This is a genomic window from Psychromonas arctica, from assembly GCF_036697365.1.
Taxonomy (GTDB): domain Bacteria; phylum Pseudomonadota; class Gammaproteobacteria; order Enterobacterales; family Psychromonadaceae; genus Psychromonas; species Psychromonas arctica_A.
On record NZ_JBAHZA010000007.1, the window covers coordinates 176400 to 200411 of the forward strand.

The following is a 24012-nucleotide window of genomic DNA, read 5'->3' on the forward strand; positions in this document are numbered from 1 at the left end:
TATGGGTCTATCACTAGCCAAGCATTCACTTACAGCGAATTAAACCTGCAACCAAAAGGTCGTTGGCCCATCATTGGTTGATGTGACTTGCATATCTGCTGCAAAAATTCCATTTTCAACATGGCAACCTAACTGTTCACATTGCTTACTGAAATACTCATAGAGGCGTTTCGCTTCAGCAGGTTCAGCGCTATTACTAAAGCCTGGGCGATTGCCTTTTTTAGTATCTGCAACCAAGGTGAATTGAGAAATAACTAACAAATCACCATCAGCTTGTTTGACATTGAGGTTCATTTTGCCATTTTCATCAGAAAAAATACGGTAAGCTAATACCTTTTCAGCCAAACGCTTGGCCTGACTTTCTGTATCATCTTTCTCAACGCCTAATAATACCAATAAACCACTATCAATCTGTCCTACTACAGCATTATCAACAGATACAGATGCATTATTAACACGTTGTATCATGGCTATCATGAGACTTCCTCAAGCTCATCTAGCTCAGTTTCTTCAGGATAAAAGAACTCATCTAAGGTCGATGTTACTTCGGCACCTATTAATACAATTAACCAACTAAAATAGATCCAAACAAACATAATAGGGATAACCGCTAAGGCGCCATAAATAATTTGTTGAGATGGGAAATTGGTAATATATAAGCTGAATAAGTCAGTCGCTAAATTAAACATTAACGCCGCAACAAAACCACCAATAACAGCACAACGAAATGTGACGCGTTGATGTGGTACTAAAGTATAAACCCCAGCAAAAGCTAACCATGAGAAAAGAAAAGGCATGAAGCTCAACAACTGCTGCCCAACTGACAAGAAACCATCGGTTTGCACAATAGAAAAGAGGTAAGAGCTTAATGCAATGCTACCACCGATAATAATTGGACCTAAACTTAAAATAGTCCAGTAAATGGTAAATGCGTGGATAGTTGAACGTTTTCTATTACAGCGCCAAATACGATTCAAGGTTTGGTCGATAGTAGAGATCAGTAATAACGCGATCACAACCAAGGAAGCTATACCCACCATACTCATCTGCTTAGTGTTTTCAATAAAACCAGTCATGTGCTCTTTAACGGCGTCGCCAGCAGTCGGCACAAAGCTGTTATAAATCAAATCTTCAATAATACGATTTAATTCAGAAAACATCGGAAAAGCAGAAAGCATGTAAAAGACTACAGCAAGACAAGGGACTATCGATAACAAAGTCACATAAGCAAGGTGCCCTGCTGGTACTTTGATATTATCTTCTTTGCTGCGTTTGAAGAGAAAAACCCCATAACCATAGAGCGTTTTCATTTTTCCTATTAATATTTGCTGGTCTAGTTGAAACATAATACTCCTCAGCATCATCAATGAATGATAGCCATTAAATGGCTAGTACTAAATTTAACATAAAAAAAAGGCCTTACAATCGTAAGGCCTCATAGTAACAAGTTAAGCGTTTATGTAAACGAATTAACCTTTAGCTGGACGAGCAGCACGTTTACGTTCGTTCTCTGTAAGTAGTTTCTTACGAATACGAATGCTTTCTGGTGTTACTTCTACTAATTCATCAACATCAATAAACTCTAACGCTTGCTCAAGTGTTAGTTTGATTTCAGGTGATAACGTTTGCGCTTCATCTGTTCCTGACGCACGTACGTTAGTAAGTTGCTTACCTTTAACACAGTTTACAGTTAAGTCGTTAGCACGGTTATGAATACCGATAATTTGACCTTCATATACTTCTGTACCGTGACCTAAGAATAGGCGACCACGATCTTGTAAGAAGAATAAAGAGTAAGTAACTGCTTTACCTGCTTGGTTTGAGACCAATACACCATTTTGACGTTGACCAATAGTACCGCCTTTATGAGGACCGTAATGATCAAAGCTATGGTATAGAAGACCAGAACCAGAAGTGATTGTCATAAACTCAGTTTGGAAACCGATTAAACCACGACTTGGAATCATAAAGTCTAAACGAACACGTCCTTTACCATCTGGAATCATATTAGTTAGTTCCGCTTTACGGATACCTAATTGTTCCATGATAGAGCCTTGGTGCTCTTCTTCACAGTCAATTGTCAATGTTTCCATTGGCTCGTGTAACTGACCGTCAATCATCTTCTCGATTACTTCAGGACGAGATACAGCTAATTCGTAACCTTCACGACGCATGTTCTCGATTAAGATACCTAAATGTAGTTCACCACGACCCGATACTTTAAATTTATCTGGATCTTCTGTTTCTTCTACTTTAAGTGCAACGTTATGTACTAGCTCTTTATGTAGACGATCTAAGATATTACGTGAAGTAACGTATTTACCTTCTTTACCACAGAATGGAGAAGTATTTACTTGGAATGTCATTGTTACCGTTGGTTCATCAACAGTTAACGGTGGTAATGCTTCAACATTTGTTTGAGCACAGATAGTGTCAGAGATTTTAAGTTCACCTAAACCACTGATTGCAATAATGTCACCAGCTTCTGCAACTTCAACGTCATGGCGCTCAAGACCTAAGTAACCTAATACTTGACCAACTTTACCTTTACGCTCTTTACCGTCAGCACCAACAATAGTCACTTGTTGATTTACTTTAACTTCACCGCGTGTAATACGACCAACACCGATTACACCAACGTAAGAGTTGTAATCAAGTTGAGAAATTTGCATTTGGAAATCGCCTTCGCGATCCGCTACTGGTGGAGCAACAGTATCAACAACAGTTTGGAATAAGTCTTCCATGTTATCTTTTTGCACGTCCATATCAGTACTTGCCCAACCGTTTAATGCAGAAGCATAAACAACTTGGAAGTCTAATTGGTCATCAGTTGCACCTAAGTTATCGAATAAATCAAATACTTGATCCATTACCCACTCAGGACGTGCGCCTGGTTTGTCAATTTTGTTAATAACAACAATTGGCTTAAGGCCATGTGCGAATGCTTTTTGTGTTACGAAGCGAGTTTGTGGCATTGGGCCATCAACTGCATCAACGATAAGACAAACACTGTCTACCATAGATAAAATACGCTCTACTTCACCACCGAAGTCAGCATGTCCAGGAGTATCTACGATATTGATATGGTAATCGTTCCATACGATTGCAGTGTTTTTTGCAAGGATGGTAATACCACGTTCTTTTTCAAGATCGTTAGAGTCCATTACACGTTCTTCAGAACCACCGCGTGAATCTAATGTACCAGACTGCTCTAACAGTTTATCAACCAATGTTGTTTTACCATGGTCAACGTGAGCAATGATGGCAATATTTCTTAATTTATCTAACGACATGATGCGCCTCAAAAATAACTTACTATTAAAAATACCAATTAAATAAAAGTAGACGGGTCTATTTTTATTTAATTGGTATAAAAAGAATTAGGCAATAAAAGCACAGGAAGTGTTCTAGCCAAATGTGCGCACATTGTAAACATAATTTCAAAAATAGAAAGTTTTAAGTCGGTCACAGTTAGTTAAAATGGATAAAACAGCAAAAAAAACAGCCTAATTATCACACCAAAACAACGCCGCACCAAATAAGTGCGTTAATGCACCAAATAAGTACAAAAAAGCGCTGAGTCACCCTTTTTTATGGTGCCAACTTTCAAGCTTGTTGGGGACAATCGAGTTGGCATATTTTAAGTGACATGATATATATAAGACTAGAAAACCGATAAATTCCTATTTCTTTATCAAGAAATATAATTTTCAATTCATCACATTCCGATGTCAAATGAGGTTCTACAACATGTCTGTACAAACAATCCAAGACGTTTTAGCTTTAATCCAAGAGCAAGATGTAAAATTCGTTGATTTACGCTTTACTGATACGCATGGTAAAGAGCAACACGTTTCGATCCCGCACCACCAAGTAACTGAAGACTTCTTCGAAGAAGGTAAAATGTTTGATGGTTCTTCAATTGCAGGTTGGAAAGGAATTCAAGACTCTGACATGGTATTAATGCCAGTGCCTTCAACAGCAGTACTAGACCCATTTACAGATGATGTAACATTGAACTTACGTTGTGATGTATTAGAACCAAAAACCATGCAAGGCTACGATCGTGACCCACGTTCTGTTGCTAAGCGTGCTGAAGCATACATGCGCTCTACAGGTATAGCAGACACTGTTTTATTTGGTCCAGAACCAGAGTTTTTCCTATTTGATGACGTTAAATACGGTAACAGTATCTCAGGTGCTTTCTACTCAATCGATGCCAAAGAAGCGGCATGGAATTCAGGCACATCTTATGAAGATGGTAACACAGGCCATCGTCCTGGTATCAAAGGCGGTTACTTCCCTGTAGCACCGGTTGATTCATCACAAAATACACGTTCAGCTATGTGCTTAATCATGGAAGAAATGGGCTTAGTAGTTGAAGCTCATCACCATGAAGTAGCAACGGCGGGTCAAAATGAGATCGCTTGTCGTTTTAATACTATGGTTGAAAAAGCAGACGAAATCCAAATTTACAAATATGTTGTACATAACGTTGCTCACGCATACGGCCAAACAGCAACATTTATGCCTAAACCATTAGTTGGCGATAACGGTTCTGGTAACCACTGTCACCAATCATTAGGTAAAGATGGCGTTAACTTATTCTCAGGTGATGGTTACGGCGGTTTATCTGAGCTGGCGCTTTATTACATTGGCGGTATTATCAAACACGCTAAAGCAATTAATGCATTTACTAATGCATCAACTAACTCTTACAAACGTCTGATTCCAGGCTTTGAAGCACCAGTAATGCTAGCTTACTCAGCAGGTAACCGCTCTGCATCTATTCGTATCCCAATCGTACCAACAGCACGCGCTGCACGTATTGAAGTACGTTTCCCGGACCCAACTATGAATCCTTACCTAGGTTTCTCTGCGATGTTAATGGCGGGTCTTGACGGTATTAAAAACAAGATTCATCCTGGTGATTCTTTGGATAAAGACTTATACGACCTACCAAAAGAAGAAGCAGATGCAATTCCACAAGTAGCTGTTTCTTTCGAAGAAGCACTAGCTGCACTAGATGCTGATCGTGATTTCTTAATCGAAGGTGGTGTATTCTCAAATGAAGCTATTGATGCGTTTATTGAGCTAAAAACTGCTGAATGTGAAGCTGTTTCACAAGCAACACATCCAAAAGAGTTTGACCTATACTACAGCGTATAACCCCTCTCACTCTTTAAATTTAAAAGGACTGCTTATTGCTGTCCTTTTTTGTTTTTATCTACAAATAACCCAGTAAAAACAAAACTGGCTTACTTCTTGCTAAATTCTAATTATCTAGTTGTCATAACTTCAAATTTTAGTATTTAACCTCTAATAATAGTTATCACAAATAACAACAGCGCTATTAATATCAGCAAGGAGCATTACATGAGTGGAAACCAAGTCCGCCTACAAGCAATTGAACAAATTACTAACCGTGCACCAAAAGAGGTCGCTCAAACTGAGCCACTAAATCAAATCTGGGCTACTGATGTTTTTAATCTAGCTAAGATGGAAGAAGCAGTATCAAAAAATGCATTTAAAGCGATTAAGAAAACAGTTCAAACAGGTGTCGCTTTAGATAAAGCAACAGCTGATATTATTGCTGCAGCAATGAAAGACTGGGCACTATCTAAAGGTGCTAAGTTCTTCTCTCATGTTTTCTACCCAATGACTAATATCACTGCTGAAAAACATGATGCATTCATCTTGACTAACTCTGAAGGTAATGCAATTAACGAATTTACAGGTAGCCTATTAATTAAAGGTGAACCAGATGGTTCTTCTTTCCCTAACGGTAGCCTACGTATGACTAACGCTGCACGTGGCTATACAGCATGGGATCCAACAAGCCCTGCTTATATCCAACAAACAGCAAATGGCGCAACATTAATGATTCCAAGTGTATTCATGTCTTGGACTGGTGAAGCACTAGATAAAAAAATCCCACTTCTACGCTCTAACTCTGCAATGGATGAAGCAGCACAGAAAGTACTTAAATTAATGGGTGAAACAGAAGTTGCTGCATTAAACTCAAGCTGTGGTCCTGAGCAAGAATACTTCTTAGTTGATGAGAATTTTGCTAACGCACGTCCAGACTTACTATTAGCAGGACGTACACTATTTGGTGCTGCGCCAGCTAAAGGTCAACAATTTGATGATCACTACTTTGGTGCAATCCCTGCACGTGTTCAAGTGTTCATGCAAGATTTTGAAGACAAACTATACAAGCTAGGTATCCCAGCTAAAACTCACCACAACGAAGTTGCTCCAGGACAATTCGAGATTGCTCCTTACTACGGCGCAGCTAACGTAGGTGCAGACCAACAACAATTGTTAATGACAATGATGAAGCAAACGGCTAAAGAGCACGGCTTCCTATGTCTACTACACGAAAAACCATTCGCAGGTGTAAATGGTTCAGGTAAACACGTTAACTGGTCTGTTGGTAATAGCACACAAGGTAACTTACTTGATCCAGGTAAAACACCACACAAAAACCTACAGTTCTTATTGTTCTGTGGTGCGGTAATTCGTGGTGTACACAAATACGGTCCATTATTACGTGCAGTTATCGCTTCTGCTGGTAATGACCATCGTTTAGGTGCTAATGAAGCGCCACCAGCAATCCTTTCTGTTTACCTAGGTGACCAGTTAGAGAAAGTATTTGATGAAATCAAAACAGGTAAATTAACAACTTGTACTCAAGGCGGCGAGATGGATTTAGGTCTTTCTCAAATTCTTAACTTTGACCGTGATCCAGGTGACCGTAACCGTACGTCTCCATTTGCATTCACAGGTAACCGTTTTGAATTCCGTGCAGTAGGTTCTGAACAGTCTGTATCAGGCCCGTTAGTTGCAATGAATACAATGCTTGCTGATTCATTAAACTGGATTGCAGAAAAACTAGAAGCTGCGTTAAAAACTGAAGACCAAACAGCTGCCGTTATTACTGTACTAAAAGAGTTAATGGAACTTCACGGAAACGCTGTATTCGGTGGTGATGGTTACTCTTCTGAATGGCATACAGCTGCTGTTGAAGAACGTGGTCTTAAAAACATCCCAACAACTGCAGATGCTTTACCAGCATTTAAATCACAAGAAGTCATTGAGCTATTCCAGAATACAGGTGTACTAACACCAGTTGAACTAGAAAGCCGTTACGAAGTTTATGCTGAGCAATACAACCTAGCAATTGAAGTTGAAGCTAAATTAGTAAGCGATATTGCTAAAACTAAAATTTACCCTGCAGCAATCGCTTACTTATCAGAGCTAAGCCTAGCTGCTACTTCAACTCAAGACTTAGGTATTGAATTAGATTCAAGCATCACTAAGCAAGTTGCTGAGCACGTAAATGGTTTATTAGCGGCAATCACTAAAATTGATACAGAAGTTGCTAAACATGATTTTGCTGATGCAGAAGCACATATGCGCCACAGTGCAGACGTTCTTTGTCCATTAATGGGCGAAGCTCGTGAGCATGCTGATGCACTTGAGCTACTTGTTGCTGATGAGTTATGGCCATTGCCTAAATACTCAGAAATGTTATTTATTAAATAACAATAACAAAGCCGAACTAGGAGTGAGCTATTGCTCACTCCTTTTATTTTAATTTTCCACTTAGACACTAAGCAAAATTATCAATAGAAAATGCAGACCACTGTTACATTGAATGACCTCATTATATGAGTAAAGGTTAACATTTATAGAATAACCTCGTTTACAGTAAATTTTTTTATTGTCTTAATCCTTTAGCTATTCGACAATCAAGTATTTACTATTAAGGTTTAGATTATGAAATTAACTACGTTTTTAACATTATTATTTTGCAGCTATTCCACACTTTCCTTCGCTGAAACAAAAATATACCGTTGGATAGATAGCCAAGGTAAAACACATTTTTCAGATACAGCTCCCCCTGGGACACCGCAAATAACTGTGGAAAATAAAAACCTTGTTTCTAATCAAGAGCCTATTGATACACGTTCAGTGAATTCTTCCAACAAAACTAAACAAGAATCAGAAAAAAATAAGAAAGCAGTAGTTAAATACCAAGCTGAAATTGTTTACCCACAAGATGATACAGCTATTCGTAGCAATGAAGGCACATTAGAAATTAATGTAAAAACAACACCGGAAAAAGAAAGCACACAGTTGCTACAGTTATATTTAGATGGTCAAGCCTTAGGATCTCCGCAAATGTCACCAACTATCAGAGCACTCAATGTTGACCGAGGCACTCACCAGGTTCAAGCGCACTTACTCGGTGAAGATGGAAAAGTATTAGCTAAAACACAAATTGTTACGATTCATTTACAACGTATATCCATTAAGTAGATTGCCAATATATGCAAAAAGAACCTAGTCTCGACCTTATCTTTACCTTCCTTGAAGAGGCAAAAACAGCATTTGTTGCGTTAGATTCTTCGTTGACTTTAATTTATGCAAATCCTGCGAGTGAACAGTTACTCTCTCAAAGTAAACAGAGATTATATGGTCAAACCTTAAAAGCGATCGCTGAGCAATTTCATTTTTCACCTGAATCAATTGAAAACCTATTATTGGAAGAGTCTTCATTCACCGAAAATGAAATAACACTCCTAATCGATGGCACGCCACTACTGATCGATTTGAGTGCAAGTTACATAGATACAAAAGTGACACCTTATATAGTGATTGAGATGCGTTGTATCGAACAACAAAAGCGTATTAGCCAAGTACATTATCAAGAGCATCAGCAAAAAGCTGCGCAAGAACTAGTGCGTGGTTTAGCACATGAAATTAAGAACCCATTGGGTGGTTTACGTGGTGCAGCACAATTATTAGAAGCAGAGTTACCTAACCCGGATCTGAAAGAATTTACACAAATTATTATTGAGCAAGCAGACCGACTTAGTGCATTGGTAAACAGATTATTAGGCCCTCAAAAGCCGGGTACCAAAAGTATCCATAACATCCACTCTGTATTAGAAAAAGTACGCAAACTAGTCAGTTTTAATGTTCCAGACAATATCACTCTGCATATTGATTACGACCCAAGTATTCCAGACTTTGAAATGCAGCCAGATCAATTGCAACAAGCATTTTTAAATATAGTTCAAAACGCAGTGCAAGCATTACAAGATCTCCCTGAAAATCATACGATAACCTTACGCACGCGTACTGCACATCAAGTCACTATTAATGGTTTACCACAACGCTTAGCCACAGAAATAAAAATTACTGATACTGGACCTGGTATTCCTATGCACTTACGCAGCACACTATTTTATCCAATGGTAACTGGACGAAAAGATGGTACAGGTTTAGGGTTATCTATTGCACAAGAATTAATCAAGCAACATCACGGACGAATTGAATTTAAAAGTTGTAAAGGCAAAACAGAGTTTTCTGTGTTTTTACCAATTTAACGTTAAATATAATAATAAAAAATAAGGAGCTATAATGGCCGCTTGGATTGTAGATGATGACCACGCCATTCGTTGGGTATTAGAACGCACATTAAAAGCAGAAAATATTGAACATGCTAGCTTCCCTGATGCAGAATGTTTATGGCAGCAACTGCTAATAGAACAACCAGAGATTATTATCTCTGACGTGCGTATGCCTGGTATCGATGGCTTAGAGTTGATGCAAAAAATACATCAGCGTTATCCGCTGATCCCAATCATAATTATGACCGCACATTCAGATTTAGACAGTGCAGTAAATGCTTATCAAAGTGGTGCCTTTGAGTACTTACCAAAACCCTTTGATATTCATGAAGCAACCGATCTAATCAAACGTGCACTTAACCATAGTAAAGAGCTAAAACAGCAAAGAAAACCTAATGCACAACCTATTGCTACACCTGAAATTATTGGTGAAGCACCTGCAATGCAAGAAGTTTTCCGTGTGATTGGACGTTTATCTCGCTCAAGTATGAGCGTACTTATTAACGGTCAATCGGGGACTGGTAAAGAACTAGTTGCACAAGCTTTACATAAACATAGTCCACGCAAAGATGAAACCTTCATTGCCTTAAACATGGCCGCAATCCCTAAAGAGTTAATCGAAGCAGAGCTATTTGGCCATGAAAAAGGTGCATTTACTGGTGCAGCAGCTAATCGCCAAGGTCGTTTCGAACAGGCTGATGGTGGCACACTATTCTTAGATGAAATTGGAGATATGCCATTAGATGTGCAAACGCGTTTATTACGTGTGTTAGCCGATGGACAGTTTTATCGCGTAGGTGGTCACCAAGCGATTAAGGTCGATGTACGCATAATTGCTGCAACACATCAAAATCTTGAGAAAAAAGTACAAAGTGGCGACTTCCGTGAAGATCTTTTCCATCGTTTAAATGTTATTCGTTTACAACTACCAGCATTAAAAGAGCGTCGTGAAGATATTGCTTTATTAGCAAACCATTTTTTACAAAATATCGCTAATGAATTGACCGTAGAAAGTAAACAGCTAACAAAAGCAACAATTAACTATTTAAGTGACTTACCTTGGCCGGGTAATGTTCGTCAATTAGAGAATATATGCCGTTGGTTAACTGTCATGGCTAGTGGGCAGGAAGTGCATATTAGCGATCTACCACCTGAACTAAGTGAACAAGAAGTCCCTCAGCAAGAAGGCGAACCAGTAATCTGGCAAGAGAGCCTGAAAAAATGGGCTGATGCACAACTTAAAAATGGCGAAAGTAATATTCTAGGGCAACTCTTACCCGAGTTTGAAAAAATAATGCTACAAAGCGCATTAAAACACACTCAAGGTAAAAAACATGAAGCGGCTAAATTATTAGGTTGGGGGAGAAACACACTCACACGTAAACTCAAAGAGCTTAATCTATCTGATTAAATAATAAAGCCCCAAAAAATATATCAGTCTCACTACTCTAAAATACATTAATAGTACTTTAAGTTTAAGCCCTCTAATAGCTATTAGAGGGCTTTATTTATCGATATACAATAAGGTAAAAGATGGATATCAGACAACATCACAATAAAAATCACTGGTTAAATGAAAAGAAACAGCGCAGTGAATACTTACTAAGTCGTATTGATAATGCAAATGAAACATCAAAAAAGGTATTTACGAAAGAAAGTATTCAACATGCTGCGCCACTGAGATTAGACCATTATTGGGATTTATTTACTAAAGCAGTGATGTTAGGTTGGCCTAAAACACACTGTATGTGGTTGCTTTATCAAACGACTGATTTTGGCCGGATGCATTTTCGGATGCATTTAAGCCCTAATAGATTAACGCCGGTGGAATTAGCTAGTGAGCTTGTTATATTAACGCCAACTCCCGTAGGAAAACACCACTACAGCTCTGATCATACATGGCTTGATGCGGCAATAGCGGCCACCTTATGTAAAGAGTCGTTTATTGTAGATGAATTGCAGGCCTATCCCATCCATTTTTTAGATGAAGCGGCAGGAGTCCATCGCAACTTTGAGGTTCATAAAGCCTTTTTTCATTTTTATAAGCTATTTTATTCAAATACACATGACAAACAACAACAAACAGACGCATTAAGAGCTGTTATGCAATATGCGGAGCACGGTAAAATTGAGCAACTCACCAGTATAGAAGCAGAAGTTAGTTTTCATTTTTTAGAGTATTCAGTTGTCAGTGTAATAGCCAGCATGTGGAAACTACAGCGCAGTAGCCTAAGTGATGCAACCACAGAAGCCATTAAAGCATCCTATGAATATTATGCAGATTTATTACCACGAGAACCTGGAGAGCCAGTAGGTAAAGATTCAATGGGGCTTTATCGTGGGTCAGCCATGCTATTGAGACGATTATTAGGTGTATTGGCCCTGCACTACCAAACAACAGGAAAAGTACCAGAGTTTGAATCTGATTATATTCCAAGTTGGTTAATTAAAGGGGAAATACCCAGCCGTCAAGAAGTGTTATTTGACAACCCACCTGAATTTACCTTAGCGGGAATAGGGTTGTAAATAAAAAATTAGCTAATTTAGCCAGTAACATTACTGGCTTTTATACAAGCAAAATAATCAATAGATCCCCCTTTTCAAGCTAAATCTAATTAGACTTGCGCATAAACGGGCTTATCGCCCAACCAACGTTCCACCAGCGGTTTAATATATTCAGGATGATATTGAATTAGCGTTAATGCTAATTGCTGTACTTGTGGAATTAACACTTGGTCTCTTAATAGATCCGCAATCTTCATATCCGCAACGCCCGTTTGTTTTGTGCCTAATACTTCACCAGGACCTCGAATCGCTAAATCTTGCTCTGCAATATAAAAACCATCATTACTTTCTCTAAGGACATTAAGACGCTTTAGTGCTGTTTTAGACAAAGGATATTTGTACAACAAGACACAATGACTCGCGACTTCACCACGGCCTACACGGCCACGTAATTGATGTAGCTGCGCTAAACCAAGACGCTCAGGATTTTCAATAATCATTAAACTAGAGTTCGGCACATCTACACCCACTTCAATTACTGTCGTTGCTACTAGTAAATCAAGTTCTCCGGCTTTAAACGCATCCATCACATATTGTTTTTCAGCAGCCTTCATTCGACCATGTACTAAACCAATGCGTAAATCAGTTAACGCTAACTGTAATTCATTAGCTGTATCTTCAGCTGCCTGGCATTCCAACGCTTCTGACTCTTCAATCAATGTACACACCCAATAAGCCTGACGTCCTTCATTTTTACAGGCTTGATAAACTCGCTGAATAATTTCCTCACGTCTAGAGTCAGCAAGAGCAACAGTTTGGATAGGTGTTCTACCTGGGGGTAACTCATCAATAATAGAAACACTTAAATCAGCATAAGCTGTCATTGCTAAGGTACGAGGGATTGGTGTAGCTGTCATGGTTAACTGATGAGGCACTGAACCATTATTAATGCCTTTTTCACGCAGCGATAAACGTTGGTCAACACCAAAACGGTGTTGCTCATCAACTATGATTAATGCCAGATTATGAAACTTCACGTTATCAGAAAATAAAGCGTGTGTGCCTACCACCATTTGCGATAAACCTAATGTAATATTTTCAGTTTGATCACGCTTTTCTTTTACTTTCATCTTACCTGACAACATACCAACTCTAATCCCTAAAGGCTCGAACCAAGCTTGGAAGTTTAATAGGTGTTGCTCAGCTAATAATTCGGTTGGTGCCATGAGTGCAACTTGATAACCAGCTTCAATCGCAGTTAATGCAGCCAATGCAGCCACTAACGTTTTACCCGACCCAACATCACCCTGTACTAAGCGCATCATCGGCAAATTTTTTATCAGGTCTTGCTGAATTTCATGATTAACCCGTTGCTGAGCCCCTGTCGGTGTAAAGGGTAAATTTGCTAATAGCTTCTCTGACAACTCTCCTGTCGCACTCAATACTGGCGCTTGATGTTGTTGTGCTTGACTACGTAATACCAGCATGCTGATTTGCTGTGCTAATAACTCTTCAATAATTAATCGCTGTTGAGCGGGGTGAGATCGATCCTCTAATTGTTCGATACTTGCCGATGGTGGTGGTCGATGAATGGTCATTAATGCATCGAATAGACTAATCGGATGTGATAATAAGGCGGTAGGAATTAATTCCTCGACTTGATTTTGCTGTAGATGTTGTAAGGCTTGTTCTGTTAATTGACGTAAGCTATTTTGCTTTAATCCTTCGGTTGTTGGGTAAATTGGCGTTAATGCTTCTTCCATTGAAACCGTAGTATTTTCACTCACTAAAGAGTAATCAGGATGAGTCACCTCTAACCCTTGATAGCCTCGCTTAAACTCACCGAAGCATTGTATCCATTGCCCTTCTTTGAAACTATTTTTTTGCCCAGCATTAAAATGGAAGAAATTAAGCGTCGCGATACCTTCACCATCGTTTATTTTACACTTCAAGATGCGGCGTTTACCAAACTGTACTTGGCAACTCACTACTTCGCCCTGCACACTTACTTGCATCCCATCTTTAATCGCTTTAATAGGATAAATCCGAGTACGATCTTGATAATGTAAAGGTAAATGAAATAACATATCCTCAACTGAGTTTAAGCCTATTTTACTCAATCTTTCAGCTACTTTTGCACCAACACCCTTCAGCGCTGATAAAGGAATTTTATTTAATTTCATTTTGAATCCTAGCAACTTATAAGCTTAATAATCTATACGTAAACTTATAATAGTTTAGACTGAACTAACATTAACGATAATGTAATACATAAACTTTGTGGTATGCATCTTTTATTTAAGGGAATAAGTATGCGATTTATTTTTTTTGTCTTCATAGCAACATGGCATGTTTTTGCATTTGCTGAAACAGAACCTCTTGTTGAGCCTATTGAAGATGAGGTTACCTTATTACCAGAAACTAATGCCATTGATGAGCGATTAGAAGATGAGGCAATTAGTGAGCTGGTTAATTTTTCAATTATACCGCATAAACCTAACTATTTATTACCCTTCTCTTTTAACGATAAAATCCAAGACTATGATATATATAAAAATAACGGTAATACTTATCAACGTTTGGAAGTGAAATTTCAAATTAGTTTCAAAATGCCTTTATTTCATAATATAGGTAATTTACCTATCTCCGGCTATGTGGCTTATACGCAACGTTCACTATGGCAAGCATACAATACGGCGTCATCTTCGCCCTTTCGTGAAACCAACTATGAGCCAGAAGCCTTTTTAATCTGGGATGCTAATAAAGAATTAGGATCTGGGTGGCGCTTTAAAGCAGCGAGCATTGGTTTTGTGCACCAATCTAATGGTAAATCAGAACCAAGCTCTCGTAGTTGGAATCGAATTGATAGTAGCTTTATTTTTGATAGACAAAACTTAGTAATCTCTATTAACCCTTGGTATCGACTAGAAGAAGCAAGCTCAGATGACGATAACCCTGACTTATTAGACTATTACGGTCATGGTAAGGTAATTATTGCCTATAAACATAATGAACACGTTTATTCATTTACCAGCCAAAACAATATTGAAAGTGGCTTTAGTAAAGGCTCTGTTGAAGCCGCATGGAGTTTCCCTTTGTATGGAAAAGTAAAAGGTTATCTACAAGTCACTTCAGGTTATGGCAATAGCCTGATCGAATATAATGAATATACTAATACCATTGGTTTGGGTATTTCTATCTCTGATTTACTTTAATATTTTCATTTACTCAGCAGCTTTACGCTCGCTAATACTTGTTAAGGCCACGGTAATTTGATCAACAATAAGCTGCTTTTTATCTTCTAATAAAGGTTGTTCGCTCTTGTTAGACGCTAACCATTGCGGATGTTGACGGGCTCTACGTAGCCATTTCCCCCATTGTTTGGGCAATACTATTTTATCTGATTTAACCATGGCTAAGGAAACCTTAGTCATGCTTGCATGACCACGTTGCTGCAATGCGAGTAACAAACTGAGTTGTCGAGCCCACAATACTTGTAGCGTCAAATCGTCAGCACACAGATAACGATGACCTTTTACTTTAGCTTGAATTTCATCATAGTAGCGTTGTTTCACTCCCCACAGAACGCCTGCGACACCGCCAGCTAAAGCAGCAGCACCTAAAGTCATTCCAGCGGCAACTAAATCGACAGCCACACCAACACCAGCCCCCTTTACAAAGTTACTGGTTGCTTTAACACCAAACTCTTGTAGGTTATCCGAAGAGAAAAGATCTAATTCCCATTGCCCTTCTTGAATCGGTAATTCATGTTGATCGATATCATCTTGCTTAAACTGATAAAGAGCCAATAATTGCGTTAATGTTTTTCTTTCCAGCTGACGAATACGCGATTGTAATTTTTCACTAAATACTTCAATGCTTTGTTCATTATTATCTGCTTTAAAACGGCATGCCGCTGCTTCTACCAATAATTGTGCAATTAGCTGCTGCGCTGCAACTTCTCTTTCTTGCCATTGTTGTTTGCGCTGCTCGATAAGCTCAGCTAGCTGCTGCTCTCTGTGAGCTAATAGAGTTTGCATTTTTTGATAGATTTTTAACTCATCAGAAAAACGAAAAACGACGCTATCAAAACTAACAAAAGCATGTAAATTTAAACGAGCTAATTGTGTTTGCCATGCTGTGACATCAGCGCCAGGCGAATCAATAAAGTTCAATACAGGAATAATAGGTTTCGCGGCATAACTTAAGATTTTTAATTCGTCGCGGTATTTTCCTAAAATAGGCTCGCGTACATCCACAACATAAAAAATAATATCGTTACTTAATAACGCCTTTAATACCTTAAGTTCTTGACTTAATTCAGGGAAATTAGCTTCATGTTGAATAAAAGAGAGTAAGCGGTCAACACCATCACCTTGTTCAGACCCTCCATCAATCATTTGCAGTAGATTAATTGAATCTTCTAAACCAGGTGTATCATAAATCACTAAATTTTGGTTATTATCGACACGAATTTCAGCACCTTCAACATGCCGTGTCGTCCCAGCTTTATCAGCAATTTCACCAAAGCTAGCGTCGCGTAACAAAGTACGAATTAAAGAGGTTTTACCTGTATTTGCATGACCTACCACAGCAACCGATAATAATTGTTTATTCACTTTCAACCTCACTGATTTGCTTATAAGTGATATAGCTTGCATCTATACCAGCTTGACTAGCCATCTCAACCCAGTCCTTAAACCTAAGCGAAGCTCTATCATCTTCCTGCAAAACGACTTCACCTAAAATAATCAAATAAACAGTCATTGAGGGATCGCTACTACATTTTTTAACAAAACTTAACCAACCTCGATCTGGTACACGCTTGATATCAACATACAAAGCTAAATTAGTAGCCTTAGAATGCGTAATTAAAGAGATTGCTTGTTGTTGTGTCTGTCCATCAATGACATTTATTAATGAGTGGGAATATGTAAGGGCAATCAACCCTCGGACACTATTTAATAATGCCCCATTTAACTCAACCGCGAGTGGTAAAGCATCTGTTGGAAAATCATTATTGCCTGACAAAGTATTATGAGCTGCTAAATCTATATTGTCTTCACTCTGTGAATCAGGATCACTAATAAAAGAGCGGCTACTAACAGGCTGTAATTGCCCTTTTAATTGCACATAATATGGTAACGAAAAGTTAATTTGATAATGGCTCTGCTTAGACTTCACTCGTTGTTTAAAAAATAGCATCAATATAACGCGAGGCAGTAATGCATAAATCGTTAAACTAAAAATTAATAAGTTAGCCCAACTCACTCTATTTTCTTGTGCTGAACTTAAAGAGTTAACCGCACCAATACTCGCTTGTGCTACATCATTCATATTTGGCACGGTGATCCCTAATGCATCAGGCATAGCTGTTAATAGCTGTGTTATTTGCATGAACACATCTTCACTTAAAATCGTGGTTTGCCAAATAAAGTCAACTTGATGTGTTGCTAAGACTAATAGCAAAGATAAAGTCGCCCCCATTAAATAACAACTCCACCATAAATGGCTTACTAAGGAAATACGGGCACGCCCCAAATAAGTACCAAACTGATGCTCGAAATAATAGCGAAACAGCGTTGTATAATATGGGTGCTGGTCATGAGGTTTATGCAGTAATTTATCTAATAATGAAATAAGCGAAAGGCTAATATTGGCTAACCAAGATGAACGTAACGCACCAGGTTTAAAAAAAACAAATAGCCATATAATAAGAGACAATAGATTAGGGGCAAGAAATAACACAATCGCCCAAAAGAAGTTAATCTGGGAATTGCTTTGATTAACTAACAGCTGAGATACGCTAGAGGCACCTATGATGAAAAACAAAATACATAGCAAACTGTAAAACACCGTAAACAGCTGATGAAAGTGCTTTAAAACAGGCGAAATTTGATAGCGTAATTCAGCTAATTTTGTACGCTTTGTTAAAGCTTGCTCAAAGCTTAACTCAGCGTAATCGGCATGAAACTGATCTGATGGAGTACTTTTTTCAATGATACGTATGCCTTCCGTTAATAAACGGTCTTGGTATAAGCTCATTAAACGTTCTCCTTTAATTATTTACGTCCACGGATGGCATTCCACCAATCTTCAGAAGCAGCAATTTGACCTTCTTCGTCTAATGGTGGGTAAGGTAAGCTTTTTTCTCGACATAATTGACGATAGATGGGATGACCACCTTCAAATAAAATACGGTGTTGTTCTTCTTTAGGTAATTGGCAAACTTGATCATACATACCAGCAATTTCACGCTGACGTTGTGCCTCATACATAATTAATGCAGATGCAACAGATACGTTCAAAGACTGACACATTCCAACCATCGGGATAATCACATCCTGATCAGCTAGCGCTAGCGCTTCATCACTAATGCCATACTTCTCTTGTCCCATTAAAATAGCAGTAGGTTTGGTGTAATCCACTTCTCGAAAATCAATCGCAGTAGCTGATAAATTAGTTGCGATAATCTGCATACCTTGTTCACGCATTACTGCCACAGCATCTTGTACCGTATCATGAGAATGTACATTAACCCATTTCTGACTACCTGATGCAACATTTCGTGAAATACGTGTCGAATCAATATCCCATGTAGCATGTACATTATTAATGCCCATAGCGTCCGCTGTACGAACGATAGCAGCTAAGTTATGCTGCATGTGCACCTGTTCCATAAAAACGGTTAGGTCTGGTTGACGGCGGTTTAACATGGAAGTTATACGGGCAAAACGTTCAGGAGTCATACTCTCTCACACAAAGAAGTTATAAAAGAGTTTATTATATAGAAAATTTGGGCTTGGCTAAAGCAGTGTCAGAAAAGTGTTGTTATAACACTGCTTGAAAAGTACTAATAAAAAGAGACATTAGTTCAGTGAGATATAGTTATTGCGTGCATATTGTGGGCGTGCTGCTTTCAATACCTCAGCTTCAGTCTCTGTCAATTTTCCAACAGGTAGACCTATTACCTTATGAGTCAATTTTTCTCTTGCTTCAATAGCAATTGACAGCTTAATAATACGACTACTGCCTTTAATCTCTTGTGTTTCAAAAGCCGGTGCTAAAACGCCAGAAGCTAATAAGTTACTCACCGCTGGTTCAGTTAGCGGCAAAGCCAACACCGTTTTACGTTGAATAATAAATTCACGTAATAAGGCTTTCTCTTCAAAGTCTAATTGACGAATCATCTTATTTCTACGCACAACTAAGCGCTGGCTCAAGTAATACTCTTTTAACCCTGAAAAAGAAAATGATAATAGCCGTGTCAGCAAGTAACAACCGGTTAATAAAGTTAACACCCACATATAAGGGGCATAAGAAGCGGGTAAAAGGTCTGAATTATTGAGAGAAAATAATGAACTTGGAATAATTAATAAAACAGCACAACTAACACACATCCACATCATAGTAGTGGTGATCCCTTGTTGCTCTGTTATGCGATGTAAAAATTGTTTCATAATAGCTCCTGCCAATAAATTGTTGCACAGTTTTATAAAAGCAGGAAGTATGCCACAAAGTTAAATTTATCAAAAAGCAGGTAAGAAAAAAGGAGCCGAAGCTCCTTAATATATTTAATAACTAAACGAAGTTAACCAGCGTCACGTACATCCATTTCGAATGTTAGCGTTCCACCCTCAGGTGTTTCTAATTCAATTGATAGAATATCGAAGGTTTTATCATTTGCAGTATCTTCTTGAATGACTGTAAATTCAATTTGGTAAGGACCAATAGCACTGCTACTGCTGACTTCCCACGATGTTTGTCCTGATAGTTGTCCATTATCTGTAGAGACATTAATTGTGGTACCTGTTGGCGGTCTATTGTTATAGATATCTGCAAAATAAGCAGTTACTTTGTAAGATTCGATACTAGCATCACTAATATCTATCTCTCCAATATCCGTTCCACTACTATCTTGAACACGGATATATTGATCGCTAGAAGCCATGATTAGAATCTGTTGGTCACGAACGTGTACCAGTTCTTTTGTACAAGTTCCATCATCACATAAAGTACCATTATATTTTGTATTCGTAGAAGAGTAATCAAGGCTCCCATCAATGTCTTGATACTCCTCTTCACCGAAATCATAAGTTCCATTTTCATTATCATCAAAGAAGACTTCAGAAAGGTCATCATTAACTTCATCAAATGTATCGGCTGAAGTAAATAAACCATCTCCATCATTATCAACAAAGTTCTCTTCACCCGGTGTATAAGCAGTAATAGTTACTCGCCCACCCCATGGTTTCCCCATACCAACATAACCATCCTCATCAAGTTCGATACAAGGGCCTGTTGAATTTAAACCTGTAGGGGCAAATGCAAAATAACCACATTGATCAGTATCGTTAAAATTGGTTAGCATATTCCCTTCTGGACGCGGATTTTGTGAAACCCAGTTTACTGAACAACCACTACCAGAAGTAGTACAAGCCCCTGTCGTACCCGTCTCTGCATCGCGAATCGCACCACCTTCCGTATCAAAGAAAATAGTCGTACCGTCTGGCACTGCGTTATTAAACCTATCAGCAAGTAATACGCTAGCAGATACCGTTACCCCATCAATTCCTAATGATTCAGGAGAGTGATCTTCAAGAGCAAATGAAAAACTATCTTGATCTGGTAAACCGGTAGAAATAACAAGTTGATCGGAAATACTAGAAATTAAAGGTTCAGAATCAGTAACTTCAACCTGAACTCTAACTGGTCCAGCAACATTACCCGCTTTAACAATAACAGACACTTGTCCATCACTGTTAGTCGTTGCTTCATCGACACTAAGTGTTGTACCTGATGGTGCATTGTTTAATGAAAAAGTAACATTCTGTAAAGAACTCGCAGAACCATTAATATCTACGACTTCAAAAATCACTGTAGAGGTTTCTTGACGATCAGCACCACCTGTACCTTCAATAGCAATATCTGTTGGAGTTGCGCTGATGAAGCGAATACTGTTTGCTGCAGAACTAGCAACATTGATCGTAGTAGTTACTGAGATGCTATTAAGATCCGTTGATGCCGTAATCGTATCGTCACCAGTACAACCAACTGCTTGGTATGTTGCTTGAGCAATACCATTACTAGTCGTTACCGTTTCATCTAAATTAGCAGTCTCATCTTCAGCACATGAAGAAGTAAAAGTAACTTCAACAGGTGATGTATAAGCTTCACCGTCTAGGGTTAAACTAACGGTAATCAAAGTTGATGCATTTTGAGCTAATGAAACGCCATTAAGCTCATTTTCAATGGTAATTTCAAAATCTTCTTCTGTGATTTCAAAATTAATTTCATCATCAGTTACTGAACCAATATCATCTTCAAAAGCATCGGTTTCTAAAGAAATTCGACCTGCTCCTAACGTATCACCTGAAGTAACTGTAAAATACGCAACACCTTCACTATTGGTTAGTGCAGTGTCGACAGAAAGCTCTCCAAGAGTCGTTGTTGCCGAAATAATCTGATTGCTATCAACAACCGCCTGACCATTTAATAATAAAGTAACAGCGAGTATTCCAGGATTAACTTCTGATACTTCAGTCGTTTCCGTACAAGAATCTGTACCATCGTCTTGATCCCAATCACTAGGACAAAGATATAATACAGAGCTCAAAGAGAGTGAATCAGTTGAATCAGGCGATTCAGTTGTATCTGTATCGTCAGAATCAGTTGAATCGGTCGTATCAGTAGAACTGCTGCCACCTAAACTTAAACCGCCATCACCACCTCCTCCACACGCAAATAATAGTGAGGTTAATAATGCGATGGATAGAACTTGGTACCACTTCATGGGAATTCCTTTTCAAAATAGAGTTGCAGAAGGTTTACTGCAATTAATATAAGCAAATAGATTTAAATATCCGTATGAACTAAACATTAACACAAACTAAAATAATACTAACCAGAAATGAGCAAAATATGTAGATTAATATTAGAAATATCCAGATATAAAGTAGAGTTTAAGACATCTTTACTAAAAAGATAATGAAGGAATGCTAGTTAACTTCAAATAAATAAGAAATTGCTTTCCTATGCCTATATTTACCCCTTAAGTGCTAAATAATCCAATAACACTGATAGTGGGATATGTTAGGATAAAAGTATTATATATTGTGTAAGGTTAATGTTATGAATTTCAGAGATCTCGAATACCTGATTGCTTTAGAAGAATTAAAACATTTTAGAAAAGCCGCTGATAGATGTTTTGTCAGTCAACCAACATTAAGCGGTCAAATCAAAAAGTTAGAAGAGGAACTTAATGTTCAATTAATGGAGCGATCTTCAAGAAAGGTTATCTTCACTCCTGCTGGTCTTGATATCGTAGCTAAAGCTAAAACAATTCTATTGGAAGCTAAGTCGTTAAAAGAGATAGCAAAAAGTCATAATGAACCGATGCGTGGCACATTGCATATTGGACTTATTCCGACAGTAGCTCCTTACCTATTACCATTAATTGTTCCGGTAATGAAAGAGGCTTTTCCTGATTTAGAGCTCTATTTACATGAAAACCAAACACAAACGCTTATCAAACAATTAGAAGAAGGTGAATTAGATTGTTTAATGCTAGCTTTGATGCCTGATATGGAACAATTTAATCAGTTAGTACTTTATGATGAGCCTTTAGAACTCGCATTATCTGATAAACATGCCTGGTCTAATCAACGTCAAATTAGTTTACAAGAACTGAGTGGTGAACATGTACTAATGCTAGCGGATGGCCATTGTTTACGCGATCAAGCTTTAGGGTTTTGCTTTGCCGCAGGCGCAATTGAAGACAATAGCTTTAAGGCAACGAGTTTAGAAACATTACGACATATGATAAGTGCTGAAAACGGGGTGACATTACTACCTCAATTAGCTATCCCACTAAATCGTAATCAGGCAGGTGTAAAATATATTCCGTTTGAGCCGCCAGTGCCATCTCGCCAGATAGTATTACTAAGCCGCAATAACAGTGCACGACAAGCTTGCTTTGATAAGTTAGCAGAAGTGATCAATAGAGCGGTACAAAAACGTTTAGACGAATACACTTAACCGCACATAAGCTATCTTAAGAGTACAAGATAGCTTTAATTTCAGACACAAAAAAGCCGAACATAAGTTCGGCTTTTTTCTTGCAACTATAAAGAAGCTTACGCTTCTTCGTCCGCTACAACTGGACGGTCAACGAACTGGATGTAAGCCATAGGAGCTTTATCGCCAGTACGGAAACCACATTTAATGATACTAGTGTAACCACCAGGACGAGTCGCGTAGCGAGGACCTAGTTCATTAAATAATTTTGCCACTACTGCATCATCACGAAGACGAGCAAATGCTAAACGACGGTTAGCAACGCTATCCGTTTTAGCTAATGTAATTAATGGCTCAATTACACGACGCAATTCTTTTGCTTTTGGCACTGTAGTTTTAATAACTTCGTGCGTAGCAATAGAGATTGCCATATTACGAAACATAGCCTGACGGTGGCTGCTGTTTCGGTTAAGTTGACGTCCACTTTGACGATGGCGCATAACCTAATCCTTATTATTCGTAAGTCGGTTTTAGACTAATCTTCGATTAAACTTGCTGGTGGCCAGTTTTCTAAGCGCATGCCTAGAGACAGTCCACGTGAAGCAAGAACATCTTTGATTTCAGTTAGAGACTTCTTACCTAAATTAGGCGTTTTTAGAAGTTCAACTTCAGTACGTTGTACTAGATCACCGATATAGTGAATCGACTCTGCTTTCAAACAGTTAGCAGAACGAACAGTTAGTTCTAAATCATCTACTGGGCGTAAAAGAATTGGATCAAACTCAGGTTTAGCTTCAGCTACTGGTGCTTCATAAGTAGTGCGCAAATCAACAAATGCGTCTAATTGCTCAGCTAAAATTGTAGCTGCGCGACGAATTGCTTCTTCAGGCTCTAAAGTACCATCTGTTTCCATATCGATAACAAGCTTGTCTAAATCGGTACGTTGTTCAACACGAGCTGATTCAACACTGTAAGCAATACGCTCAACAGGACTGAAAGTCGCATCTACTAATAGACGACCAATTGGACGCTCATCTTCTTCGCTATGAATACGAGATGAAGCTGGAAC

The 24012-nt window shown here is 38.4% G+C and carries 19 protein-coding genes; 8 read left to right on the top strand and 11 right to left on the bottom strand.

What is annotated here, in order from left to right; all coding sequences use genetic code 11:
• Window positions 1-39: 39 nt before the first annotated feature.
• The 3 genes from dtd to typA all read right to left on the bottom strand — a co-directional run bounded on the left by dtd (window position 40) and on the right by typA (window position 3293).
• Window positions 40-477, bottom strand: a complete 438-nt coding sequence (dtd, locus tag V5290_RS10265) for a D-aminoacyl-tRNA deacylase (RefSeq protein WP_333385005.1) — start codon at window positions 475-477, stop codon at window positions 40-42.
• Window positions 474-1346: a virulence factor BrkB family protein gene (locus V5290_RS10270; protein ID WP_333385006.1), complete on the bottom strand. Its 873-nt coding sequence runs from the start codon at window positions 1344-1346 to the stop codon at window positions 474-476. The genes dtd and V5290_RS10270 overlap by 4 nt, the downstream gene beginning before the upstream one ends.
• A gap of 123 nt (window positions 1347-1469) precedes the next feature.
• Entirely contained in the window at window positions 1470-3293 is a 1824-nt protein-coding gene (gene typA / locus V5290_RS10275) for a translational GTPase TypA (protein ID WP_333385009.1), read from the bottom strand.
• A gap of 457 nt (window positions 3294-3750) precedes the next feature.
• Between typA and glnA the strand changes: the two genes are divergently transcribed.
• The 6 genes from glnA (at window position 3751) to V5290_RS10305 (ending at window position 11948) form a co-directional block, all read left to right on the top strand.
• Window positions 3751-5169, top strand: coding sequence for a glutamate--ammonia ligase (gene glnA, locus V5290_RS10280; RefSeq protein ID WP_333385012.1), 1419 nt, complete (start codon window positions 3751-3753; stop codon window positions 5167-5169).
• 207 nt (window positions 5170-5376) lie between these two features.
• The gene (locus tag V5290_RS10285; RefSeq protein ID WP_333385015.1) at window positions 5377-7548 is read left to right on the top strand and encodes a glutamine synthetase III; all 2172 of its coding nucleotides are present in this window, start codon (window positions 5377-5379) and stop codon (window positions 7546-7548) included.
• Between the two features lie 234 nt (window positions 7549-7782).
• Entirely contained in the window at window positions 7783-8325 is a 543-nt protein-coding gene (locus V5290_RS10290) for a DUF4124 domain-containing protein (RefSeq protein WP_333385018.1), read from the top strand.
• An 11-nt stretch (window positions 8326-8336) separates the two neighbouring features.
• Complete coding sequence (gene glnL / locus V5290_RS10295; RefSeq protein ID WP_333385021.1) at window positions 8337-9398, top strand: nitrogen regulation protein NR(II); 1062 nt, start codon at window positions 8337-8339, stop codon at window positions 9396-9398.
• 34 nt (window positions 9399-9432) lie between these two features.
• Entirely contained in the window at window positions 9433-10833 is a 1401-nt protein-coding gene (glnG, locus tag V5290_RS10300; RefSeq protein WP_333385025.1) for a nitrogen regulation protein NR(I), read from the top strand.
• Between the two features lie 122 nt (window positions 10834-10955).
• Window positions 10956-11948 (top strand): hypothetical protein, encoded by a 993-nt coding sequence (locus tag V5290_RS10305; protein WP_333385028.1) that lies wholly within the window; start codon window positions 10956-10958, stop codon window positions 11946-11948.
• An 89-nt stretch (window positions 11949-12037) separates the two neighbouring features.
• Here the strand turns inward: V5290_RS10305 and recG are convergent, their stop codons facing one another.
• Window positions 12038-14110 (bottom strand): ATP-dependent DNA helicase RecG, encoded by a 2073-nt coding sequence (gene recG / locus V5290_RS10310; RefSeq protein ID WP_333385030.1) that lies wholly within the window; start codon window positions 14108-14110, stop codon window positions 12038-12040.
• A gap of 129 nt (window positions 14111-14239) precedes the next feature.
• On the opposite strand from recG, the gene V5290_RS10315 reads away from it, so the two are divergent.
• Complete coding sequence (locus V5290_RS10315) at window positions 14240-15142, top strand: phospholipase A (protein ID WP_333385033.1); 903 nt, start codon at window positions 14240-14242, stop codon at window positions 15140-15142.
• A 9-nt stretch (window positions 15143-15151) separates the two neighbouring features.
• Here the strand turns inward: V5290_RS10315 and V5290_RS10320 are convergent, their stop codons facing one another.
• The 5 genes from V5290_RS10320 to V5290_RS10340 form a co-directional block, all read right to left on the bottom strand.
• On the bottom strand, window positions 15152-16546 hold the full coding sequence (locus tag V5290_RS10320) for a GTPase/DUF3482 domain-containing protein (RefSeq protein ID WP_333385035.1): 1395 nt from the start codon (window positions 16544-16546) through the stop codon (window positions 15152-15154).
• Window positions 16539-17972 (bottom strand): DUF2868 domain-containing protein, encoded by a 1434-nt coding sequence (locus V5290_RS10325; RefSeq protein WP_333385038.1) that lies wholly within the window; start codon window positions 17970-17972, stop codon window positions 16539-16541. The genes V5290_RS10320 and V5290_RS10325 overlap by 8 nt, the downstream gene beginning before the upstream one ends.
• A 17-nt stretch (window positions 17973-17989) precedes the next feature.
• Entirely contained in the window at window positions 17990-18676 is a 687-nt protein-coding gene (gene trmH, locus V5290_RS10330) for a tRNA (guanosine(18)-2'-O)-methyltransferase TrmH (RefSeq protein ID WP_333385041.1), read from the bottom strand.
• 120 nt (window positions 18677-18796) lie between these two features.
• Window positions 18797-19387 (bottom strand): superinfection exclusion B family protein, encoded by a 591-nt coding sequence (locus tag V5290_RS10335; protein WP_333385044.1) that lies wholly within the window; start codon window positions 19385-19387, stop codon window positions 18797-18799.
• Between the two features lie 131 nt (window positions 19388-19518).
• On the bottom strand, window positions 19519-21720 hold the full coding sequence (locus V5290_RS10340) for a hypothetical protein (RefSeq protein WP_333385047.1): 2202 nt from the start codon (window positions 21718-21720) through the stop codon (window positions 19519-19521).
• A 338-nt stretch (window positions 21721-22058) separates the two neighbouring features.
• On the opposite strand from V5290_RS10340, the gene oxyR reads away from it, so the two are divergent.
• Window positions 22059-22964, top strand: coding sequence for a DNA-binding transcriptional regulator OxyR (gene oxyR, locus V5290_RS10345; RefSeq protein ID WP_333385050.1), 906 nt, complete (start codon window positions 22059-22061; stop codon window positions 22962-22964).
• Between the two features lie 98 nt (window positions 22965-23062).
• On the opposite strand, the gene rplQ is transcribed toward oxyR, so the two are convergent.
• Window positions 23063-23443 carry a 50S ribosomal protein L17 gene (gene rplQ / locus V5290_RS10350; protein ID WP_028869287.1) on the bottom strand — a complete coding sequence of 127 codons (381 nt, stop codon included), beginning with the start codon at window positions 23441-23443 and terminating at the stop codon, window positions 23063-23065.
• A gap of 35 nt (window positions 23444-23478) precedes the next feature.
• On the bottom strand, window positions 23479-24012 hold a 534-nt coding region (locus V5290_RS10355), incomplete at its 5' end, for a DNA-directed RNA polymerase subunit alpha (RefSeq protein ID WP_333385056.1).

Bases quoted from the DNA above. Each gene is read 5' to 3' on its own strand.
- glnL (WP_333385021.1), top strand. From the start codon at position 8,337: ATGCAAAAAGAACCTAGTCTCGACCTTATCTTTACCTTCCTTGAAGAG.
- dtd (WP_333385005.1), bottom strand. From the start codon at position 477: ATGATAGCCATGATACAACGTGTTAATAATGCATCTGTATCTGTTGAT.
- V5290_RS10305 (WP_333385028.1), top strand. From the start codon at position 10,956: ATGGATATCAGACAACATCACAATAAAAATCACTGGTTAAATGAAAAG.
- V5290_RS10340 (WP_333385047.1), bottom strand. From the start codon at position 21,720: ATGAAGTGGTACCAAGTTCTATCCATCGCATTATTAACCTCACTATTA.
- oxyR (WP_333385050.1), top strand. From the start codon at position 22,059: ATGAATTTCAGAGATCTCGAATACCTGATTGCTTTAGAAGAATTAAAA.
- rplQ (WP_028869287.1), bottom strand. From the start codon at position 23,443: ATGCGCCATCGTCAAAGTGGACGTCAACTTAACCGAAACAGCAGCCAC.
- V5290_RS10335 (WP_333385044.1), bottom strand. From the start codon at position 19,387: ATGAAACAATTTTTACATCGCATAACAGAGCAACAAGGGATCACCACT.
- trmH (WP_333385041.1), bottom strand. From the start codon at position 18,676: ATGACTCCTGAACGTTTTGCCCGTATAACTTCCATGTTAAACCGCCGT.
- V5290_RS10315 (WP_333385033.1), top strand. From the start codon at position 14,240: ATGCGATTTATTTTTTTTGTCTTCATAGCAACATGGCATGTTTTTGCA.
- glnG (WP_333385025.1), top strand. From the start codon at position 9,433: ATGGCCGCTTGGATTGTAGATGATGACCACGCCATTCGTTGGGTATTA.
- V5290_RS10285 (WP_333385015.1), top strand. From the start codon at position 5,377: ATGAGTGGAAACCAAGTCCGCCTACAAGCAATTGAACAAATTACTAAC.
- V5290_RS10290 (WP_333385018.1), top strand. From the start codon at position 7,783: ATGAAATTAACTACGTTTTTAACATTATTATTTTGCAGCTATTCCACA.
- typA (WP_333385009.1), bottom strand. From the start codon at position 3,293: ATGTCGTTAGATAAATTAAGAAATATTGCCATCATTGCTCACGTTGAC.
- V5290_RS10270 (WP_333385006.1), bottom strand. From the start codon at position 1,346: ATGTTTCAACTAGACCAGCAAATATTAATAGGAAAAATGAAAACGCTC.
- recG (WP_333385030.1), bottom strand. From the start codon at position 14,110: ATGAAATTAAATAAAATTCCTTTATCAGCGCTGAAGGGTGTTGGTGCA.
- V5290_RS10325 (WP_333385038.1), bottom strand. From the start codon at position 17,972: ATGAGCTTATACCAAGACCGTTTATTAACGGAAGGCATACGTATCATT.
- glnA (WP_333385012.1), top strand. From the start codon at position 3,751: ATGTCTGTACAAACAATCCAAGACGTTTTAGCTTTAATCCAAGAGCAA.